Below are 15,113 nucleotides of genomic sequence, written 5' to 3' on the forward strand. Positions count from 1 at the left end.
GGGACAGCGGGCCGGTCGGCCGGCCGCGAGTGCGCGGCGCGGGCCGCCGCGGGATGCGGCGGGCGCCGGCGATGCCGCGCTTAGCGGATCTCGCGGGCCTCGACGTCGATCACGTCGCCGCGCGGCTGCGTGGCGAACGGGGCGGTGGCGGACTGGAACGGGCCCGGACGGGCGCCCTGACGCTGGCTCCAGTAGGCGCGCACGCCGAACGGCTTGCCGCGCACCTTGGCGACCACGTACAGGATTGCCACGGCGATCGCCGTGGACAACATGAAGACCAGCGCCATCGCCATGCCGATCAAGGCCAGGGCGGCGAATAAGACGGCTCGGAAGAAGCGGATAAGAGTATTGGTCATGAAGGTCGGATGCAAAACGCAGCGAAAGGTTCCCGGTATCCGCTATCCTTTAGGGGATGGCGGGCCGCAGAAGCCGCGCTGCCTACGGAACCATAGTGACATGAGTATAACGATAGAACACATCCGCGCCGCGCTGCGCGCCGCGCAAGACCCGAATACCGGCCTGGATCTGGGTGTATCTGTAAAAGATCGTGACATCCAGCTCGACGGCGGCCGCGTCGCCGTGGCGCTGGAACTGGGCTATCCGGCCGATGCCGTCCGCGACCAGGTGCGCGAGATCGCCGTGGCGGCGCTGGCCGCCGCCGGCGCGCCCGGCGCCCAGGTCAGCGTGTCCTGGAAGGTGGCGGCGCATGCCGTGCAGAAGGGGCTCAAGCCGCTGCCCAATGTGCGCAACATTATTGCGGTCGCCTCCGGCAAGGGCGGCGTGGGCAAGAGCACCACGGCCGTGAACCTGGCGCTGGCCCTGGCCGCCGAGGGCGCCAAGGTCGGCCTGCTGGACGCCGACATCTACGGCCCCAGCGTGCCGACCATGCTGGGCATCTCGGGCCGTCCCGAAAGCCTGGACAACAAGAGCATGGAGCCGCTGACCGGCCATGGCCTGCAGGCCAATTCCATCGGCTTCCTGATCGATGCCGATTCGCCCGCCATCTGGCGCGGCCCGATGGTCACGCAGGCGCTCGAACAATTGCTGCGCCAGACCAACTGGCGCGACCTCGACTACCTGATCGTCGACATGCCCCCGGGCACCGGCGACGTGGCCCTGACCCTGGCGCAGAAGGTGCCGGTGGTGGGCGCGGTCATCGTCACCACGCCGCAGGACGTGGCGCTGCTGGACGCCCGCAAGGGCCTGCGCATGTTCCAGAAGGTCGAGGTGCCGATCCTGGGCGTGGTCGAGAACATGGCCATCCATATCTGCTCGCAATGCGGCCACGCCGAACACATCTTCGGCGAAGGCGGCGGCCAGCGCATGGCCCAGCAGTATGAAACCCCGTGGCTCGGCAGCCTGCCGCTGACGCTGGCGATCCGCGAGCAGACCGACGCGGGCACGCCCACCGTGGTGGCGGATCCGGGCAGCGAAGCCGCGGGGCTGTACCGCGCCATCGCCAGGAAGCTGGCGGCCGGCGTCGCGGCGCTGCCCCGGGACATGGCCGGGAAATTCCCGTCCATCGTCGTGCAGCAGCCGACCTGACGCATGCGGTGGACAGCCCGGGCCTTCTTGGCAGGACTTTGCGTAGTAGCGGGCGAGGCCGTGGCCAAGCGTCCGGAAATCATCGTGGACCCCGGCGGCGTGCCGCCGGCGGCGCTGCAGGCGATCACCGAGGCGGTGGGCGCCATCGCGCGCCTGGCTGAAGACCAGGACGGCGGCGAAATCAACCGCCTGCGGCGCCGCGCGCGCGACGCCACCCTGGCCGCGCTGGCCACCCAGGGCTATTTCACCCCCACCGTCACGCTCGAGGCCGGCACCGACATCGGCGGTGAAACCTGGGACATCGGCATCGTGCCGGGCAAGCGCACCACGGTGTCGTCGGTCGACCTGACCTTCACCGGCCGCATCACGCGGCCGGAATACGCGCAGCGCGTGCAGAAGCTGCGCGACGACTGGCTGCTCAAGCCCGGCCAGCCGTTCATCAACGCCGACTGGAACAAGGCCAAGTCGAACCTGCTGGACGAGACCTCGGTGCGCGACTTCATGCTGGCGCGCATGACGGCCTCGGAAGCCGACGTGCAGGCCGATACGGCCTCGGCCGCCTTGCGCGTCACCATCGACAGCGGGCCGCAGGTGCGCATGGGCGAACTGAGCACCGACGGCCTGGAGCGGGTGCCGCCCAAGCTCATCACCCGCTACGTGCGCTATTCGCCGGGCTCGCCCTACGACCAGAACCGCCTGGACGAATGGCAGCAGGACCTGCAGTCCACGGCCTTCTTCCGCGGCGCCTTCGTGGCGCTACGGCAGCCGGGCAGCGACGCGCAGACGGCCGAGCCGCTTTCCGACCGGGCCCGCGCGCCGGGCGCGGCCAACGCCGCCGAGTCGGCGCCGGCCGGCGACCCGGTGGTGTCCGGCGCCGTGCCGCCGCCGCCACCCGCCTACGATTCCGATGGCGAAGTGACGCTGCCGGTGCAGGTGCGGGTGGTGGAGGCGCCGCCCAAGCGCTTCTCGGCGTCGATCGGCGTCGATGACGAGGCCGGCGTGCGGCTGGAATCGCTCTACCGCCAGAATGTGGTGTTCGGCCAGCCCGTGACGATGGAATCGGGTTTCAGCGTGGACCGGCTGCAGCAGCGCGTCTACACCGACATCCTGCTGCCGCCGACCGAGCGCGGCTACAAGGATTCCGTCGGGGTGCTGGCGCAGCATTCCGACATCCAGGGCCTGGCGGTGACCCGCTACGCGCTGGGCGCCACCCGCAGCCAGGAACGCAAGGGCGCCGGCGACAGCCGTGTTACCTACGAGACCCGTTGGGGCCTGCTGCTGGCGCACGACGACGTCAAGATCGATGGCGGCGACGAATATTCGCTGCCCACGCTGACCGCCACCGGCGAATGGCTGCGGCGCGACGTGGACAACAAGTACGACCCGCGCGAGGGCAACCTGATCGCGCTGGGCGGCGGCGTGGGTGTGACGCTGGATACCGGCGAGCCCTACACCCGCGCGCGTTTCCGCGCCCAGAAGTGGTGGCCCATCGGCAAGCTGGACGTGCTGACCGTGCGCGGCGAGGTCGGCCGCGTCTGGGCCAACGGCAACGTGCAGGTGCCGGACGATTTCGGCTTCCGCACCGGCGGCGCGCGCTCGATCCGCGGCTACAAGTACCAGAGCATCGGCCTGCAGCGCGACAAGGCCGTGGTGGGCGCGCCCACGCTGGTGGTCGGCAGCATCGAGTACGACCACTACTTCAATGAACGCTGGGGCATGGGCGTGTTCGTCGACGCGGGCGACGCGGCGCAATCGTTCGGCGACATGTCGCTGGCGGTCGGCTACGGCGTGGGCGCGCGGGTGCGCACGCCGGCCGGCCCGCTGTTCCTGGACGTGGCCTATGGCCAGCGCGAGCGCGACCTGCGCCTGCATTTCTCGCTGGGGATCGCGTTTTGACGGGGCTGCGCCGATTCCTGCGCCACGTGCTGGTGTGGTGGTTGCCGGGGCTGGCGATGTTGGCCGTGCTGGCGTGCAGCTTCGTGTTCTGGCTGCTGGCCTCGCAGACCGGATCGCGCCTGCTGCTGACCACCGCCGCCCAGCAACTGGACGGCCAGGCGCTGGCGGTGCGCGGCTCGGTCCTGCGCGGGCTGGAGGTCGGCCGGCTCGACCTGAATGTAAGCGGCACCCGTATCGGCATCAGCGACCTGCGCCTGAACGTGAATTGGCGCGCGCTGGGCAACCGGCTGCTGCATGTGCGCGAACTCTCGGCCACGAATGTCGAGATCGGCCTGACCGCCGGCGAGGACGCGCCGGCCGATGACAAGCCCGGCGAACCCTTCAGCCTGCCGGCGCTGCCGGTGGACATCGCGGTGGACCGGCTGGCGCTGGGCGAATTCCATCTGCTGCAGGACGGTCAGCCGTTGCCGGTCGAACTGGGCGACCTGAGCGCCACGTTCGCCGCCGGCAAGCAGGGCGCGCAGTTGCGCATCGCCAATCTGCGCGTGGGCCACGAGATCGGCCAGGCGCAACTGAGCGGACAGGCCGAGCTGCAGGGCCTGGCCGAGCCGTGGCCGTTCGCCGCCCGGCTGGACGTGACGGCGCGCGGATCGGGCCCGGATTCGCCGTTGTGCCAGGCCGACCAGCTGAGCGGCAAGTTCGCGCCGCCCGTGAAAGCGGCGCCGGCGGCCGCCAAGGCGCCGGACGCGGCCAAGCCCCGGGCCGGCGCGGCCAGGGCCGATGCCGCCAAGGGCAAGGCCGCCGCCAGCGCCAAGGCGCCCGCCGGCGCGTCGCCGGAGGCCGTCCAGGACAAGGCCGCGACCGCATTCGTCGGCCCGCCGGCGCCCGCCTGCCAGGTGATCCTGCGCGCGGACGCGGCCGGCTCGCTGGATGGTATCCAGGCCAAGCTGGATGGCACCGGCGCCGGTTTGGCGCTGGACGTGGTGGCCGACCTGGCGCCGCGCACGCCGCTGGTGCTGCGCAGCGCGCGCGCCGATGCGCTGCTGCCGGACAAATCGACGCTGTCGGCGCGGCTGGACCTGCAGGCGGTGGACGGCCAGCCGGGCCGCGACCGCATCGTCGGCACGCTCGGGGCGCAGCGGCTGGACCTGTCGCCCTGGCTCGGCGACGCGCTGCCGCCGGCCGTGGTCAGCGCCAATGCGCAATTGAGCGCCGAATTCGAGAACCTCAGCCAGCTGCGCCAGGCCGCGATCGACCTGCGCTTCGAAGACGGCGCGCGCTGGAACAAGCAGGTGCTGGCCGGCACGGTCAAGGCGCAGGTGGATATCGCCGCGCCCGCCGCCGCCCCGGCCGCGCCGCCGTCCGCTGACGGCGCCGCCCGCGCGGTGGCGGATGCCGCCACGCCGCCCGCCGCCGCAACCGCCGACCTCTTGGCCGGCCTGCGCATCCACGATTTGGACGTGGACCTGAAACTGGGCCCGAACCGGGTCCGGGCGCAGGGCGAGATCGGCGGCGCCGACGGCGCGCTGACGCTGGACGCGCAGGCGCCGCAGCTGGACGCGTTCTGGCCCGGCATTCCGGGCGGCGCCGACCTCAAGGGCAGGCTCGGCGGCACTGTCGCTTCCCACAAGGGCGAAATCACCGCCGGCTACAACCCGGCCAAGCCGCGCCCCGGCGTGCTGGGCGAATCCCGCGCCCAGGCCACCCTCGCCTTCACCGGGGGCTGGGGCAAGGGCGCGGCGGGCGAGCCCGATGCCGCCCTGACCGGCTGGCGCGGCGCCTTTTCGCGCCTGACCGCCGACAGCGCCGGCTTCACCGTCTCGGTCGACCGGCCGGTGACGCTGTCGTACCTGCCGGCGGCGCTGGCGCCGCAATGGCAGTGGCAGGTGGGCCAGACGGTGATTGGCGTGGCCCTGCCCGGCAAGGAAAAGCTGGCGATCGCCCACAAGGGCTCGCGCGGCGATGCCAAGCGCTGGGAAACCGCCGGCCAGGCCGATAACCTCGTCATCACGGCCGCCATGGCGCGCCAGGTGATCGCCGCCGTCGACCCCGAGGCCGCGGCGAAGATGAGCAAAGGGCCCAAGCGCGTCAACGCCACCGTGGCCGAGAACCAGCGCCGCATCGCGCTGGACGCGTCCTGGGACCTGAAATTCGACGGCCGGCTGGCCGGCCGCGCCCGCATCGCGCGCCGCGACGGCGATCTGTTGATTCCGGGCGATCCGCCGGTGCCGCTGGGCGTGAAAGCGCTGGTGCTGGACCTGACGGCCACGCCGACCTCGGCCAATGCCAGCCGCCTGGACGCCAAGCTGGACCTGGCCACCGACAAGATGGGCAAGATCGCCGGCAATGGCACGGCGGTGCTGGCGGTCGACGCCAAGGGCGGCATGGCGCTGGATCCGCGCCAGCCGATCCGCGCCAGGCTGGACGCGGACATCACCGACCTGGCCTGGGTCGGCCTGTTCGTCGGCGATTCGATGGAAATCGGCGGCCAGGTCAAGGCCAACCTCGAGGCCCAGGGCACGCTCAATGGCAAATGGAGCGCCAGCGGCGCGATTCGCGGCGACAAGCTGCGGGTGGTGCGCATCGACGACGGCGTGCGCCTGATCGAGGGCAAGCTGTCGGCGCGCCTGGATGGCGACAAGCTGGTGCTGGACAGCCTGCGCTTCCCGGCCTCGCTGCGGGTCATGCCGGCCGAATGGCGCACCAAGGAATGGATCACCACCAACCCCGAGGCCAAGGACGGCTATGCCGAGGCCAAGGGGCAGTGGAACCTGATCGACGGCGGCGGCAGCGTGCGCCTGACGCTGTACCGCTTCCCGGCGCTGCAGCGCTCGGACCGCTACGCCATGGTGTCCGGCACCATCGACCTGAACGCCGCGATGCCGCGCATCGACATCGTCGGCGACCTGAAGGCGGACGCCGGCTGGTTCAGCCTGGAGATCCTGCAGGGCGTGCCCTCGCTGGACGACGACGTCAAGGTGCGGCGCGCGGGCGACGATCCCGGCGCCGTGTCGACCCCGTTGCAGACCAGCATGAACCTGAAGTTCGACATGGGGCCGCGCTTCTACATCACCGGCATGGGGCTGGACGCCGGCCTGCTGGGGTCGATCCAGATCCTGCTGAACGACGGCCGCCTGACCGGCGTGGGCGCGCTGCGCACCCGCGGCGGCGGCATCGAGGCCTATGGGCAGAAGCTGCGGCTGCGGCGCGGCACGCTGACCTTCCAGGGCCGCCTGGACAATCCGTTGCTGGACATCGAGGCCCTGCGCACCGGCGAACAGGTCGAGGCGGGCGTGAAGGTGGTGGGCACCGCGCAGCGGCCGCGCATCGACCTGGTGTCGTATCCGGACGTCAGCGACGTCGAGAAACTGTCGTGGCTGCTGCTGGGCCGGGGCCCGGACGAAAGCGGCAGCGACGCCGCGCTGCTGCTGTCGGTGGGCACGGCGCTGCTGGGCGGCGGCCAGCCGTTCTACAAGCAGTTCGGGCTGGACGACGTCAGCGTGCGCACCGGCAACCTGGGCAGCTCGGGCAGCATCCTGCCGGACCGCACCGTGGCCGGCGACGTCAACCGCGACAGCGACAGCCAGCTGGCGACGCAATTCCTGGTGGCCAGCAAGTCGTTCGCCAACGGCATCACGCTCAGCGTCGAGCAGGCGCTGGCGGGCAGCGACACCGTCGGCCGGGCCAGCTACCGGCTGGCGCGCGGCCTGTCGCTGGACCTGAAGGGCGGCTCGGTGAACGGCATCGCGCTGGTCTACCGGACGTTCTTCGGCGATTGACGTGCGTGACCCTTCCGTCCCCGTTCGGGGACGGGTCGGCGCGCTCGGGATAAAATGACGCCCATTCCATTTCCCCAAGCACTCTCGCCACCATGAGCATCAAAAGCGACCGCTGGATCCGCCGCCAGGCCGAAGCCGGCATGATCGAACCCTTCGAAGCGGGGCAGGTCCGCACGGCCAATGGCGGGCGCATCGTCAGCTACGGCACCAGCAGCTACGGCTACGACGTGCGTTGCGCCGACGAATTCAAGATCTTCACGAACATCAATTCCACCATCGTCGATCCCAAGAATTTCGACGAAGGCTCGTTCGTGGACTTCAAGGGCGACGTCTGCATCATCCCGCCCAACTCGTTCGCGCTGGCCCGCACGGTGGAATACTTCCGCATTCCGCGCAGCGTGCTGACGATCTGCCTGGGCAAGAGCACCTACGCGCGCTGCGGCATCATCGTCAACGTGACGCCGCTGGAACCCGAATGGGAAGGCCACGTCACGCTGGAATTCTCGAACACCACGCCGCTGCCGGCCAAGATCTATGCCGGCGAAGGCTGCGCCCAGATGCTGTTCCTGGAAAGCGACGAGGTCTGCGAGACCTCGTACGCCGACCGGGGCGGCAAGTACCAGGGCCAGCGCGGCGTGACCCTGCCGCGCACCTGATCGCCCGCGGCGGGGGCGCCGCCCGGCGCGCCCCGCCTTGCCTCAACGCCCATCAGGGGCGGCCTGGCGCCCCGGCGCCGGGCGCAGGTATTCGATGTCCCACTCGCTTTCCGACACCTGCGCGAAGCCGTGGCGGCGATAGAAGCGGTTCGAGTCGCTGCCGCGCAGCGCGCCCACGCTGACCGGCAGGCCACGGCGGTCGGCATCGAGCAGCAGGCGGCCCAGCACCTGGCCGCCCACCCCCAGCCCTTGCGCCGCGGGCGCCACATACAGATGATCCAGCCGCAGGCCGTCGCCGTCGGGACGCAGCGCGTAGAAGCCGACGCGCGCGCCGTCGCGCTCGATGATCCAGGTGTGATCCGGCCGGAAGGTATCGCGCAGGCGGGCGCGGGCCCGCTCGGGGTCGAACCGGCCCAGGCGTTCCAGGCTGTCGCGCATGGCCTCGATGCGGATGGCCAGCAGGGCCTCGAAATCGGCGTGGGCGGCCGGCACGTCGCGTAGCGCGCCGGCCGCCAGCGCGTCGTAGCCCTGGCCCAGGAACCGCAGCAGGCAGATGCCGTGGCCGAACGGATCGCTCAGGTGGGCGATGCGGCCCCAGTCATGCGATACCGGGGGATCCTCCAGCGTCGCGCCCGCCGCCACCGCCCGTTCGACAGCGCTGTCGACGTCGTCGACCACCACATCCAGATGCACCGGCGTCCAATGGCGGGCGTAGTCGCGCGCTTGTCGCGCGGCGCTCGCGGCGGGCGTGCCGGCGGCCTTTTCCAGCAGGTAGATCGGCGCCGACGCGCCCAGCATTTCCGCGGCCCCGGGACCGAGGCGGCGATGCAGCGCCAGGCCGAAGGCGCGGCTGTAGAAGTCGATGGCCGCCTCGAGATCGGGCACGTCGATGTTGACCAGGATGCGCATGATGTCTTTCCGCAGGAGGGGATCGCAAAACATAGCATGGCGCGCACGCCGCGTTGCAATCGCGCCAGCGGCTTGCGCGGCGCTAAAGAACGCGGGGGCGCGACCGTAAAATGACATATGTGTTTGCCGATTTGGCGACGTCATCTCAGCAAGCGTGAGCAAGGCCTATCCGTGCGTTACCCCCATATCCCCTGGCTGCCCCTGTTGTTCTATCCCGCGCTGCCGGTGATTGCGGCGGTGGGGCTGTTGCTGTGGCGCCAGTGGCCGCCGGCGCTGACGCTGATCGTGCCGTTCGTGCCGTGGGTCATGGCGCTGGTCGGCGCGGCGATCTGCCTGATGTACCAGCGTTCGCAGACGCTGGCGCTGATGCTAGGCGTGCTGACGGCCGTGGCCATCTGGCCGACGCTGGCCAGCGAGGCGCCGTGGGCGCTGGGGCCGGCGCTGGTGTGGTGGTCGCTGGCCTACACCATCAACGCGCTCTGGGCGGAACGCGCCGGCATGCTGTGGGACCTGGCCGCGCGCATCGGCCTGATGGCGGTGGGCGCCGCGGCCATCGCGCTGGCCGGCAAGGACGGCGTGGGGCAGTGGTTCGGCACGCTGGCGGTGCAGGGCATGCTGGCCCGGCTCGGCATCCCGGCCGAGGCGCTGGCGGCGCTGCTGGTGACCGGCCTGACCCTGACCCTGCTGCTGTTGCGTTATGGCCGTCCGCAGCAGGCCGGCCAATGGCTGGGTTTCGTCTGCATGGCCTGGGCGCTGCCGCGCGGCGGCCAGCACGCGATCGAACTGGCCGTGATGGCATCCGCCGCGCTGACATCGCTGTCTATTTCGCTGGCGCACGAGGGCTACCACATGGCCTTCCGCGACGAGCTGACCGGCCTGCCGGGCCGCCGCGCGCTCAACGAACGGCTGCAGCGCATGGGCCGCGTCTATACGTTGGCGATGGCCGACGTCGATCACTTCAAGGCGTTCAACGACACCCACGGCCACGACGTCGGCGACCAGGTGCTGCGCATGGTCGCGGCGCAGCTGCGCCGGGTGCCGGGCGGCGGCTATGCCTACCGCTACGGCGGCGAGGAATTCACGCTGGTGTTTCCGGGCAAGACCGCGATCGAGGCCATGCCGCACCTGGAAACCGTGCGGCGCGCGATCGAGGCCTACCAGATGCGCCTGCGCGACAAGCCGGCGCGGCCCAAGGCGGACCAGGTGGGCTTGCGCCGCCGCGGCGGTCGCGGCCGCAATACCCGGCCGCTGCGGGTCACGGTCAGCATCGGGGTGGCCGAGCGCGGCGAGGCGTTGCGCGCGCCGGACGCGGTCATCAAGGCGGCCGACCAGGCGCTGTACAAGGCCAAGGACGGCGGCCGCAACCAGGTCTGGGCCTACGGTTCGCGGCGCCGCGCCGGCGCGACCTGATACCGGCGCCGTCCGACGCCGGAGTGAGGTTCCGTCAGTGCAAACCGCCCCTAGCGGCCGGGCAGCGCCAGCGCCATCAGCACCTCGTCGTACAGCTCGCCGTTGACGCACAGGGCCTCGCGTTCGAGGCCGTATTCCTCGAAGCCGAGGCTGGCGTACAGCTGCCGCGCCGCCGCGTTGTTGGCGGTGACGCTCAGCTGCACCGTGCGCACCCCGCGCATGGCGCCGGCGTGCTCGATGGCCGCCCGCATCAACTGGCGGGCCAGCCCCCGGCCGCGCCAGCCGGGCGCCACGTAGACGCTCCAGATGTGCGCCTTGTGGCGCATCTTCAGCTTGCGCTGGCGGCTGACGCCGATGATGCCGGCCAGCGCCGCTGCCGAGAACACGCCGAACATCGCGCTGTCGTCCGCCGGGGCGATCCAGTCGCGGATGTCTTCCAGTGTCAGCGTGTGTTCCTCTTCGTAACTCGATCCGAACGCTTCCGGGGTCTCGCGCAGGGCATCCAGGCGCAACTGGCGCAGCCCCTGGGCATCCTGGGGGATCAGACGTCGGACAAGCAGGCCGGATGCGGAATTCACGGGACGGGGCAGTGTTGGGAATAGGGTACGGTCAGGGTGCTGACGGGCCAGTATAGGCGTGCGGGCTGCCTATAATGGGGCAACGCCGCTTGCGGTTTTCACAAAGGAGCCAATGATGTTCGGTTTCCTCAAGATAAACCATGAGGCCGAGCGCGACGAGGTCCAGGAAGAGTTCGTGGCCCGCGTGGCTCACGCCGCCGAGGATTTCGTCCAGGCCGCCGGTTCCGCCGGAGCCGGGCTCGACTACACACCGTCGAGCGTCCATGCGCTGGAAGATGCGCTCGAAGCCGCGCATGTGGGCACATTGCCCCTGACTCCCATGCAGACCGTCGGCGCCGCCGCCTACCTCTACGAGGTGGCCCGGCGCGCCCATGGCGGCCTGTACGAGGTCTGCGACGACGAGGACCCGGTGGTGCTGGTCTGCGGCGAGCCCGACGCCGAGGTCTGCTTCGGCGCCATCGCCAAGGTCGAGCGGCGCATCCGCTACGGCGCCGCCGAGGCCATCCCGCCGTACTTCGACCGCTTCATCGCGGCCCTGGACGCGGGCGAGGCCCGCACCCTGAGGTAGGTCCGCGCGCCTCGCGCGGGGGCCTGGCCGGCGTTATCCCGGCCGCCCCGCGGGGGCCGCTCGCGGACTCGTTGCAACGGTCTTCGGGAAAACCATAGGGTCTGGAGAAAAACGGCCCTACAATTCGGCCATTCCCGCCGCCGGCGGGGACCTCGCGCCCGCCTGTCATCAGACGGTTTTTCACTAGAAGTACACTCGCGTCCGCCAACACGGTCCGATTCGCCTTGCCCCCAGGAGCGCCTGCATGAAATTCCGCTTCCCCATCTTCATCATCGACGAGGACTACCGTTCCGAGAACGCGTCCGGTCTGGGTATCCGTGCTTTGTCTTCGGCGATCGAGGCCGAGGGCGTCGAGGTGATCGGGGTGACCAGTTACGGCGACCTGAGTTCGTTCGCCCAGCAGCAGAGCCGTGCCAGCGCCTTCATCCTGTCGATCGACGATGAAGAGTTCGACGTGGATTCGCCCGAGGACGTGGCCAGCGCGATCAAGAACCTGCGCACCTTCATCGGCGAACTGCGCTTTCGCAACGCCGACATCCCCATCTACCTGTATGGCGAGACGCGCACCTCGGAACACATTCCGAACGACATCCTGCGCGAGCTGCACGGCTTCATCCACATGTTCGAGGACACCCCCGAATTCGTGGCGCGCCACATCATCCGCGAAGCCCGCAGCTACGTCGACAGCCTGCCGCCGCCGTTCTTCCGCGAGCTGGTCAAGTACGCGCAGGATGGTTCCTATTCCTGGCACTGTCCCGGCCACTCGGGCGGCGTGGCGTTCCTGAAGAGCCCGGTGGGCCAGATGTTCCACCAGTTCTTCGGCGAGAACATGCTGCGCGCCGACGTCTGCAACGCCGTCGACGAACTGGGCCAGCTGCTGGACCACACCGGCCCCGTGGCCGAATCGGAACTGAACGCGGCGCGCATCTTCCACGCCGACCACTGCTATTTCGTGACCAACGGCACCTCGACCTCGAACAAGGTGGTGTGGCACGCCAACGTCGCCGCCGGCGACGTGGTGGTGGTGGACCGCAACTGCCACAAGTCGATCCTGCACGCCATCACCATGACGGGCGCGATCCCGGTGTTCCTGCGCCCGACGCGCAACCACCTGGGCATCATCGGCCCGATCCCGCTGGAAGAGTTCCACCCGGACAACATCCGCAAGAAGATCGAGGCCAACCCGTTCGCGCGCGAAGCGGTGAACAAGAACCCGCGCATCCTGACGCTGACGCAGAGCACCTACGACGGCGTGATCTACAACGTCGAGATGATCAAGGAGCAGCTGGGCAGCTATGTCGACACGCTGCACTTCGATGAAGCCTGGCTGCCGCACGCCTCGTTCCACGAGTTCTACCAGGACATGCACGCGATCGGCCAGGATCGTCCGCGCAGCAAGGACGCGATGGTGTTCGCCACCCACTCCACGCACAAGCTGCTGGCCGGCATCTCGCAGGCCTCGCAGATCATCGTGCAGGAGTCCGAGACCCGCAAGCTCGACCGCAACGTCTTCAACGAAGCCTACCTGATGCACACGTCGACCTCGCCGCAGTACGCGATCATCGCGTCGTGCGACGTGGCCGCGGCCATGATGGAGCCCCCGGGCGGCACCGCGCTGGTCGAGGAAAGCATCCGCGAAGCCATGGACTTCCGCCGCGCCATGCGCAAGGTGGAGTCCGAGTTCGGCAAGAACGACTGGTGGTTCAAGGTCTGGGGCCCGAACCGCCTGGTGTCCGAAGGCATCGGCAACCGCAATGAATGGGTCCTGGAGTCCAACGAACACTGGCACGGCTTCGGCGACCTGGCCGAAGGCTTCAACATGCTGGACCCGATCAAGGCCACGGTCATCACGCCGGGGCTGGACATGTCGGGCAGCTTCGGCGAAACCGGCATCCCCGCCGCGCTGGTCTCCAAGTACCTGACCGAGCACGGCGTCGTGGTCGAGAAGACCGGCCTGTATTCGTTCTTCATCCTGTTCACCATCGGCATCACCAAGGGCCGCTGGAACACGCTGCTGACCGCGCTGCAGCAGTTCAAGGACGACTACGACCGCAACCAGCCGCTGTGGCGCATCCTGCCGGACTTCTGCCGTGGCCATCGCCGCTACGAGCGCATGGGCCTGCGCGACCTGTGCCAGCAGATCCACGAGGCCTACCGCGAGCGCGACGTGGCCCGCCTGACCACCGAGATGTACCTGAGCGACATGGTGCCGGCGCTCAAGCCGTCCGACGCCTTCGCCCGCATGGCGCACCGCGAGGTCGAGCGTGTCGACATCGACCAGCTGGAAGGCCGCGTCACCGGCGTGCTGCTGACGCCGTATCCTCCGGGCATCCCGCTGCTGATCCCGGGCGAGCGCTTCAACCGCACCATCGTCCAGTACCTGCAGTTCGCGCGTGAGTTCAACGAGCGCTTCCCGGGCTTCGAAACCTACATCCACGGCCTGGCCGACGAAGTGGGTCCGGACGGCGAGAAGCGTTACTACGTTGACTGCCTGATCGAAGACTGATCGGGTCCGGAGTCTTGATGTTCGATGTCGCCGTTCTCGGCGCCGGCGCCGCTGGCATGATGTGTGCCGCGGTCGCCGGTCAGCGCGGCCTGCGCGTGGTGCTGGTGGATCACGCCGAGCGGCTGGCCGAGAAGATCCGCATCTCCGGCGGCGGCCGCTGCAACTTCACCAACCTCGGCGCCGGCCCCGCCAACTTCCTGTCCGACAATCCGCATTTCTGCCGGTCGGCGTTGGCGGGCTACACGCCGCAGGATTTCCTGGCGCTGCTCAAGCGCCACCGCATCGCCTGGCACGAGAAGCACCGCGGCCAGCTGTTCTGCGACGATTCCAGCGAATCCATCATCGAGATGCTGCGCGCCGAATGCGACGCCGGCGGCGTGCAGTGGCGCATGGGTTGCCAGGTGGCCGAAGTGGCCCATGGCGAGGCCGGCTTCGAACTGCGCACCAGCCAGGGCGCGATCCGCGCGGCCAAGCTGGTGGTGGCCACGGGCGGCATGGCGATCCCGCAACTGGGCGCCACCGACTTCGGCCTGAAGCTGGCGCGCCAGTTCGGCCTGAAGGTGGTCGAGCCGCGGCCGGCGCTGGTGCCGCTGACCTTCGATCCGGCGCATTGGCAGCCGTTGTCGGAACTGTCCGGCGTGGCGCTCGAGGTCAACCTGGCCACGGGGCAAGGCAAGGCGCGCGGCGAGTTCCTCGAGGACCTGCTGTTCACCCATCGCGGCCTGTCGGGCCCGGCCATCCTGCAGATCTCCAGCTTCTGGAAACCGGGCGAGCCGATCGTCATCGACCTGGCGCCGGGGCGCGACCTGGCCGCCGAACTGCTGGCCGCCAAGTCCGGCAACCGGCAGCAATTGCACACGGTGCTGGCCGGCCTGTGGCCCAAGCGCCTGGCCGACCGCTGGCTGCAGCTGGCGGAGCAGGGCGGCAAGCCGGGCCTGGCGGCGCTGCGCCTGGCCGACGCGCCCGACAAGACCCTGCGCGCCCTGGCACAAGACATCCACCAATGGACGCTGGTGCCCAGCGGCACCGCCGGCTACAAGAAAGCCGAGGTCATGCGCGGCGGGGTCGACACCCGCGGGCTGGACCAGAAGTCGATGCAGGCCAAGACCACCCCCGGCCTGTACTTCATCGGCGAGGCCGTGGACGTCACCGGCTGGCTCGGCGGCTACAACTTCCAGTGGGCCTGGGCCTCGGGCGTGGCCTGCGGCAACGCACTGTAGGCGGGCACGACCCTTGCTGCGCGGGCGATAGCCTGTCCACATGACA

The 15,113-nt window shown here is 69.8% G+C and carries 11 protein-coding genes; 8 read left to right on the plus strand and 3 right to left on the minus strand.

The features are described from left to right. Positions 1-80: 80 nt before the first annotated feature. A complete protein-coding gene (locus I6I07_RS10880) occupies positions 81-356 on the minus strand; it encodes a hypothetical protein (protein WP_006226181.1) in 276 nt (91 codons plus the stop codon). 100 nt (positions 357-456) lie between these two features. On the opposite strand from I6I07_RS10880, the gene apbC reads away from it, so the two are divergent. The 4 genes from apbC to dcd all read left to right on the plus strand — a co-directional run bounded on the left by apbC (position 457) and on the right by dcd (position 7,876). Then, positions 457-1,545, plus strand: a complete 1,089-nt coding sequence (apbC, locus tag I6I07_RS10885) for an iron-sulfur cluster carrier protein ApbC (protein WP_198486637.1) — start codon at positions 457-459, stop codon at positions 1,543-1,545. Between the two features lie 3 nt (positions 1,546-1,548). Continuing rightward, positions 1,549-3,441, plus strand: a complete 1,893-nt coding sequence (locus I6I07_RS10890; RefSeq protein WP_198486638.1) for an autotransporter assembly complex protein TamA — start codon at positions 1,549-1,551, stop codon at positions 3,439-3,441. Between the two features lie 56 nt (positions 3,442-3,497). Continuing rightward, a complete protein-coding gene (locus I6I07_RS10895; RefSeq protein WP_198487483.1) occupies positions 3,498-7,220 on the plus strand; it encodes a translocation/assembly module TamB domain-containing protein in 3,723 nt (1,240 codons plus the stop codon). A 92-nt stretch (positions 7,221-7,312) separates the two neighbouring features. Beyond that, positions 7,313-7,876, plus strand: a complete 564-nt coding sequence (gene dcd / locus I6I07_RS10900) for a dCTP deaminase (RefSeq protein ID WP_006226186.1) — start codon at positions 7,313-7,315, stop codon at positions 7,874-7,876. A 42-nt stretch (positions 7,877-7,918) separates the two neighbouring features. Here dcd and I6I07_RS10905 read toward each other — a convergent pair whose 3' ends face one another. Then, complete coding sequence (locus tag I6I07_RS10905; RefSeq protein WP_198486639.1) at positions 7,919-8,785, minus strand: GNAT family N-acetyltransferase; 867 nt, start codon at positions 8,783-8,785, stop codon at positions 7,919-7,921. A gap of 171 nt (positions 8,786-8,956) precedes the next feature. Here I6I07_RS10905 and I6I07_RS10910 point away from each other — a divergent pair, with 171 nt between their 5' ends. Next, a complete protein-coding gene (locus I6I07_RS10910) occupies positions 8,957-10,195 on the plus strand; it encodes a sensor domain-containing diguanylate cyclase (protein WP_198486640.1) in 1,239 nt (412 codons plus the stop codon). Between the two features lie 50 nt (positions 10,196-10,245). Here the strand turns inward: I6I07_RS10910 and I6I07_RS10915 are convergent, their stop codons facing one another. After that, on the minus strand, positions 10,246-10,773 hold the full coding sequence (locus I6I07_RS10915) for a GNAT family N-acetyltransferase (protein WP_420094573.1): 528 nt from the start codon (positions 10,771-10,773) through the stop codon (positions 10,246-10,248). 115 nt (positions 10,774-10,888) lie between these two features. On the opposite strand from I6I07_RS10915, the gene I6I07_RS10920 reads away from it, so the two are divergent. The 3 genes from I6I07_RS10920 (at position 10,889) to I6I07_RS10930 (ending at position 15,067) form a co-directional block, all read left to right on the plus strand. Further along, positions 10,889-11,341: a hypothetical protein gene (locus tag I6I07_RS10920; RefSeq protein ID WP_198487485.1), complete on the plus strand. Its 453-nt coding sequence runs from the start codon at positions 10,889-10,891 to the stop codon at positions 11,339-11,341. Between the two features lie 244 nt (positions 11,342-11,585). Then, a complete protein-coding gene (locus I6I07_RS10925; RefSeq protein WP_198486641.1) occupies positions 11,586-13,847 on the plus strand; it encodes an arginine/lysine/ornithine decarboxylase in 2,262 nt (753 codons plus the stop codon). A gap of 17 nt (positions 13,848-13,864) precedes the next feature. After that, the gene (locus I6I07_RS10930) at positions 13,865-15,067 is read left to right on the plus strand and encodes an NAD(P)/FAD-dependent oxidoreductase (RefSeq protein WP_198486642.1); all 1,203 of its coding nucleotides are present in this window, start codon (positions 13,865-13,867) and stop codon (positions 15,065-15,067) included. Positions 15,068-15,113: the final 46 nt, after the last annotated feature.

The sequence above is a fragment of the Achromobacter deleyi genome, assembly GCF_016127315.1.
Classification (GTDB): Bacteria; Pseudomonadota; Gammaproteobacteria; order Burkholderiales; family Burkholderiaceae_B; genus Achromobacter; species Achromobacter insuavis_A.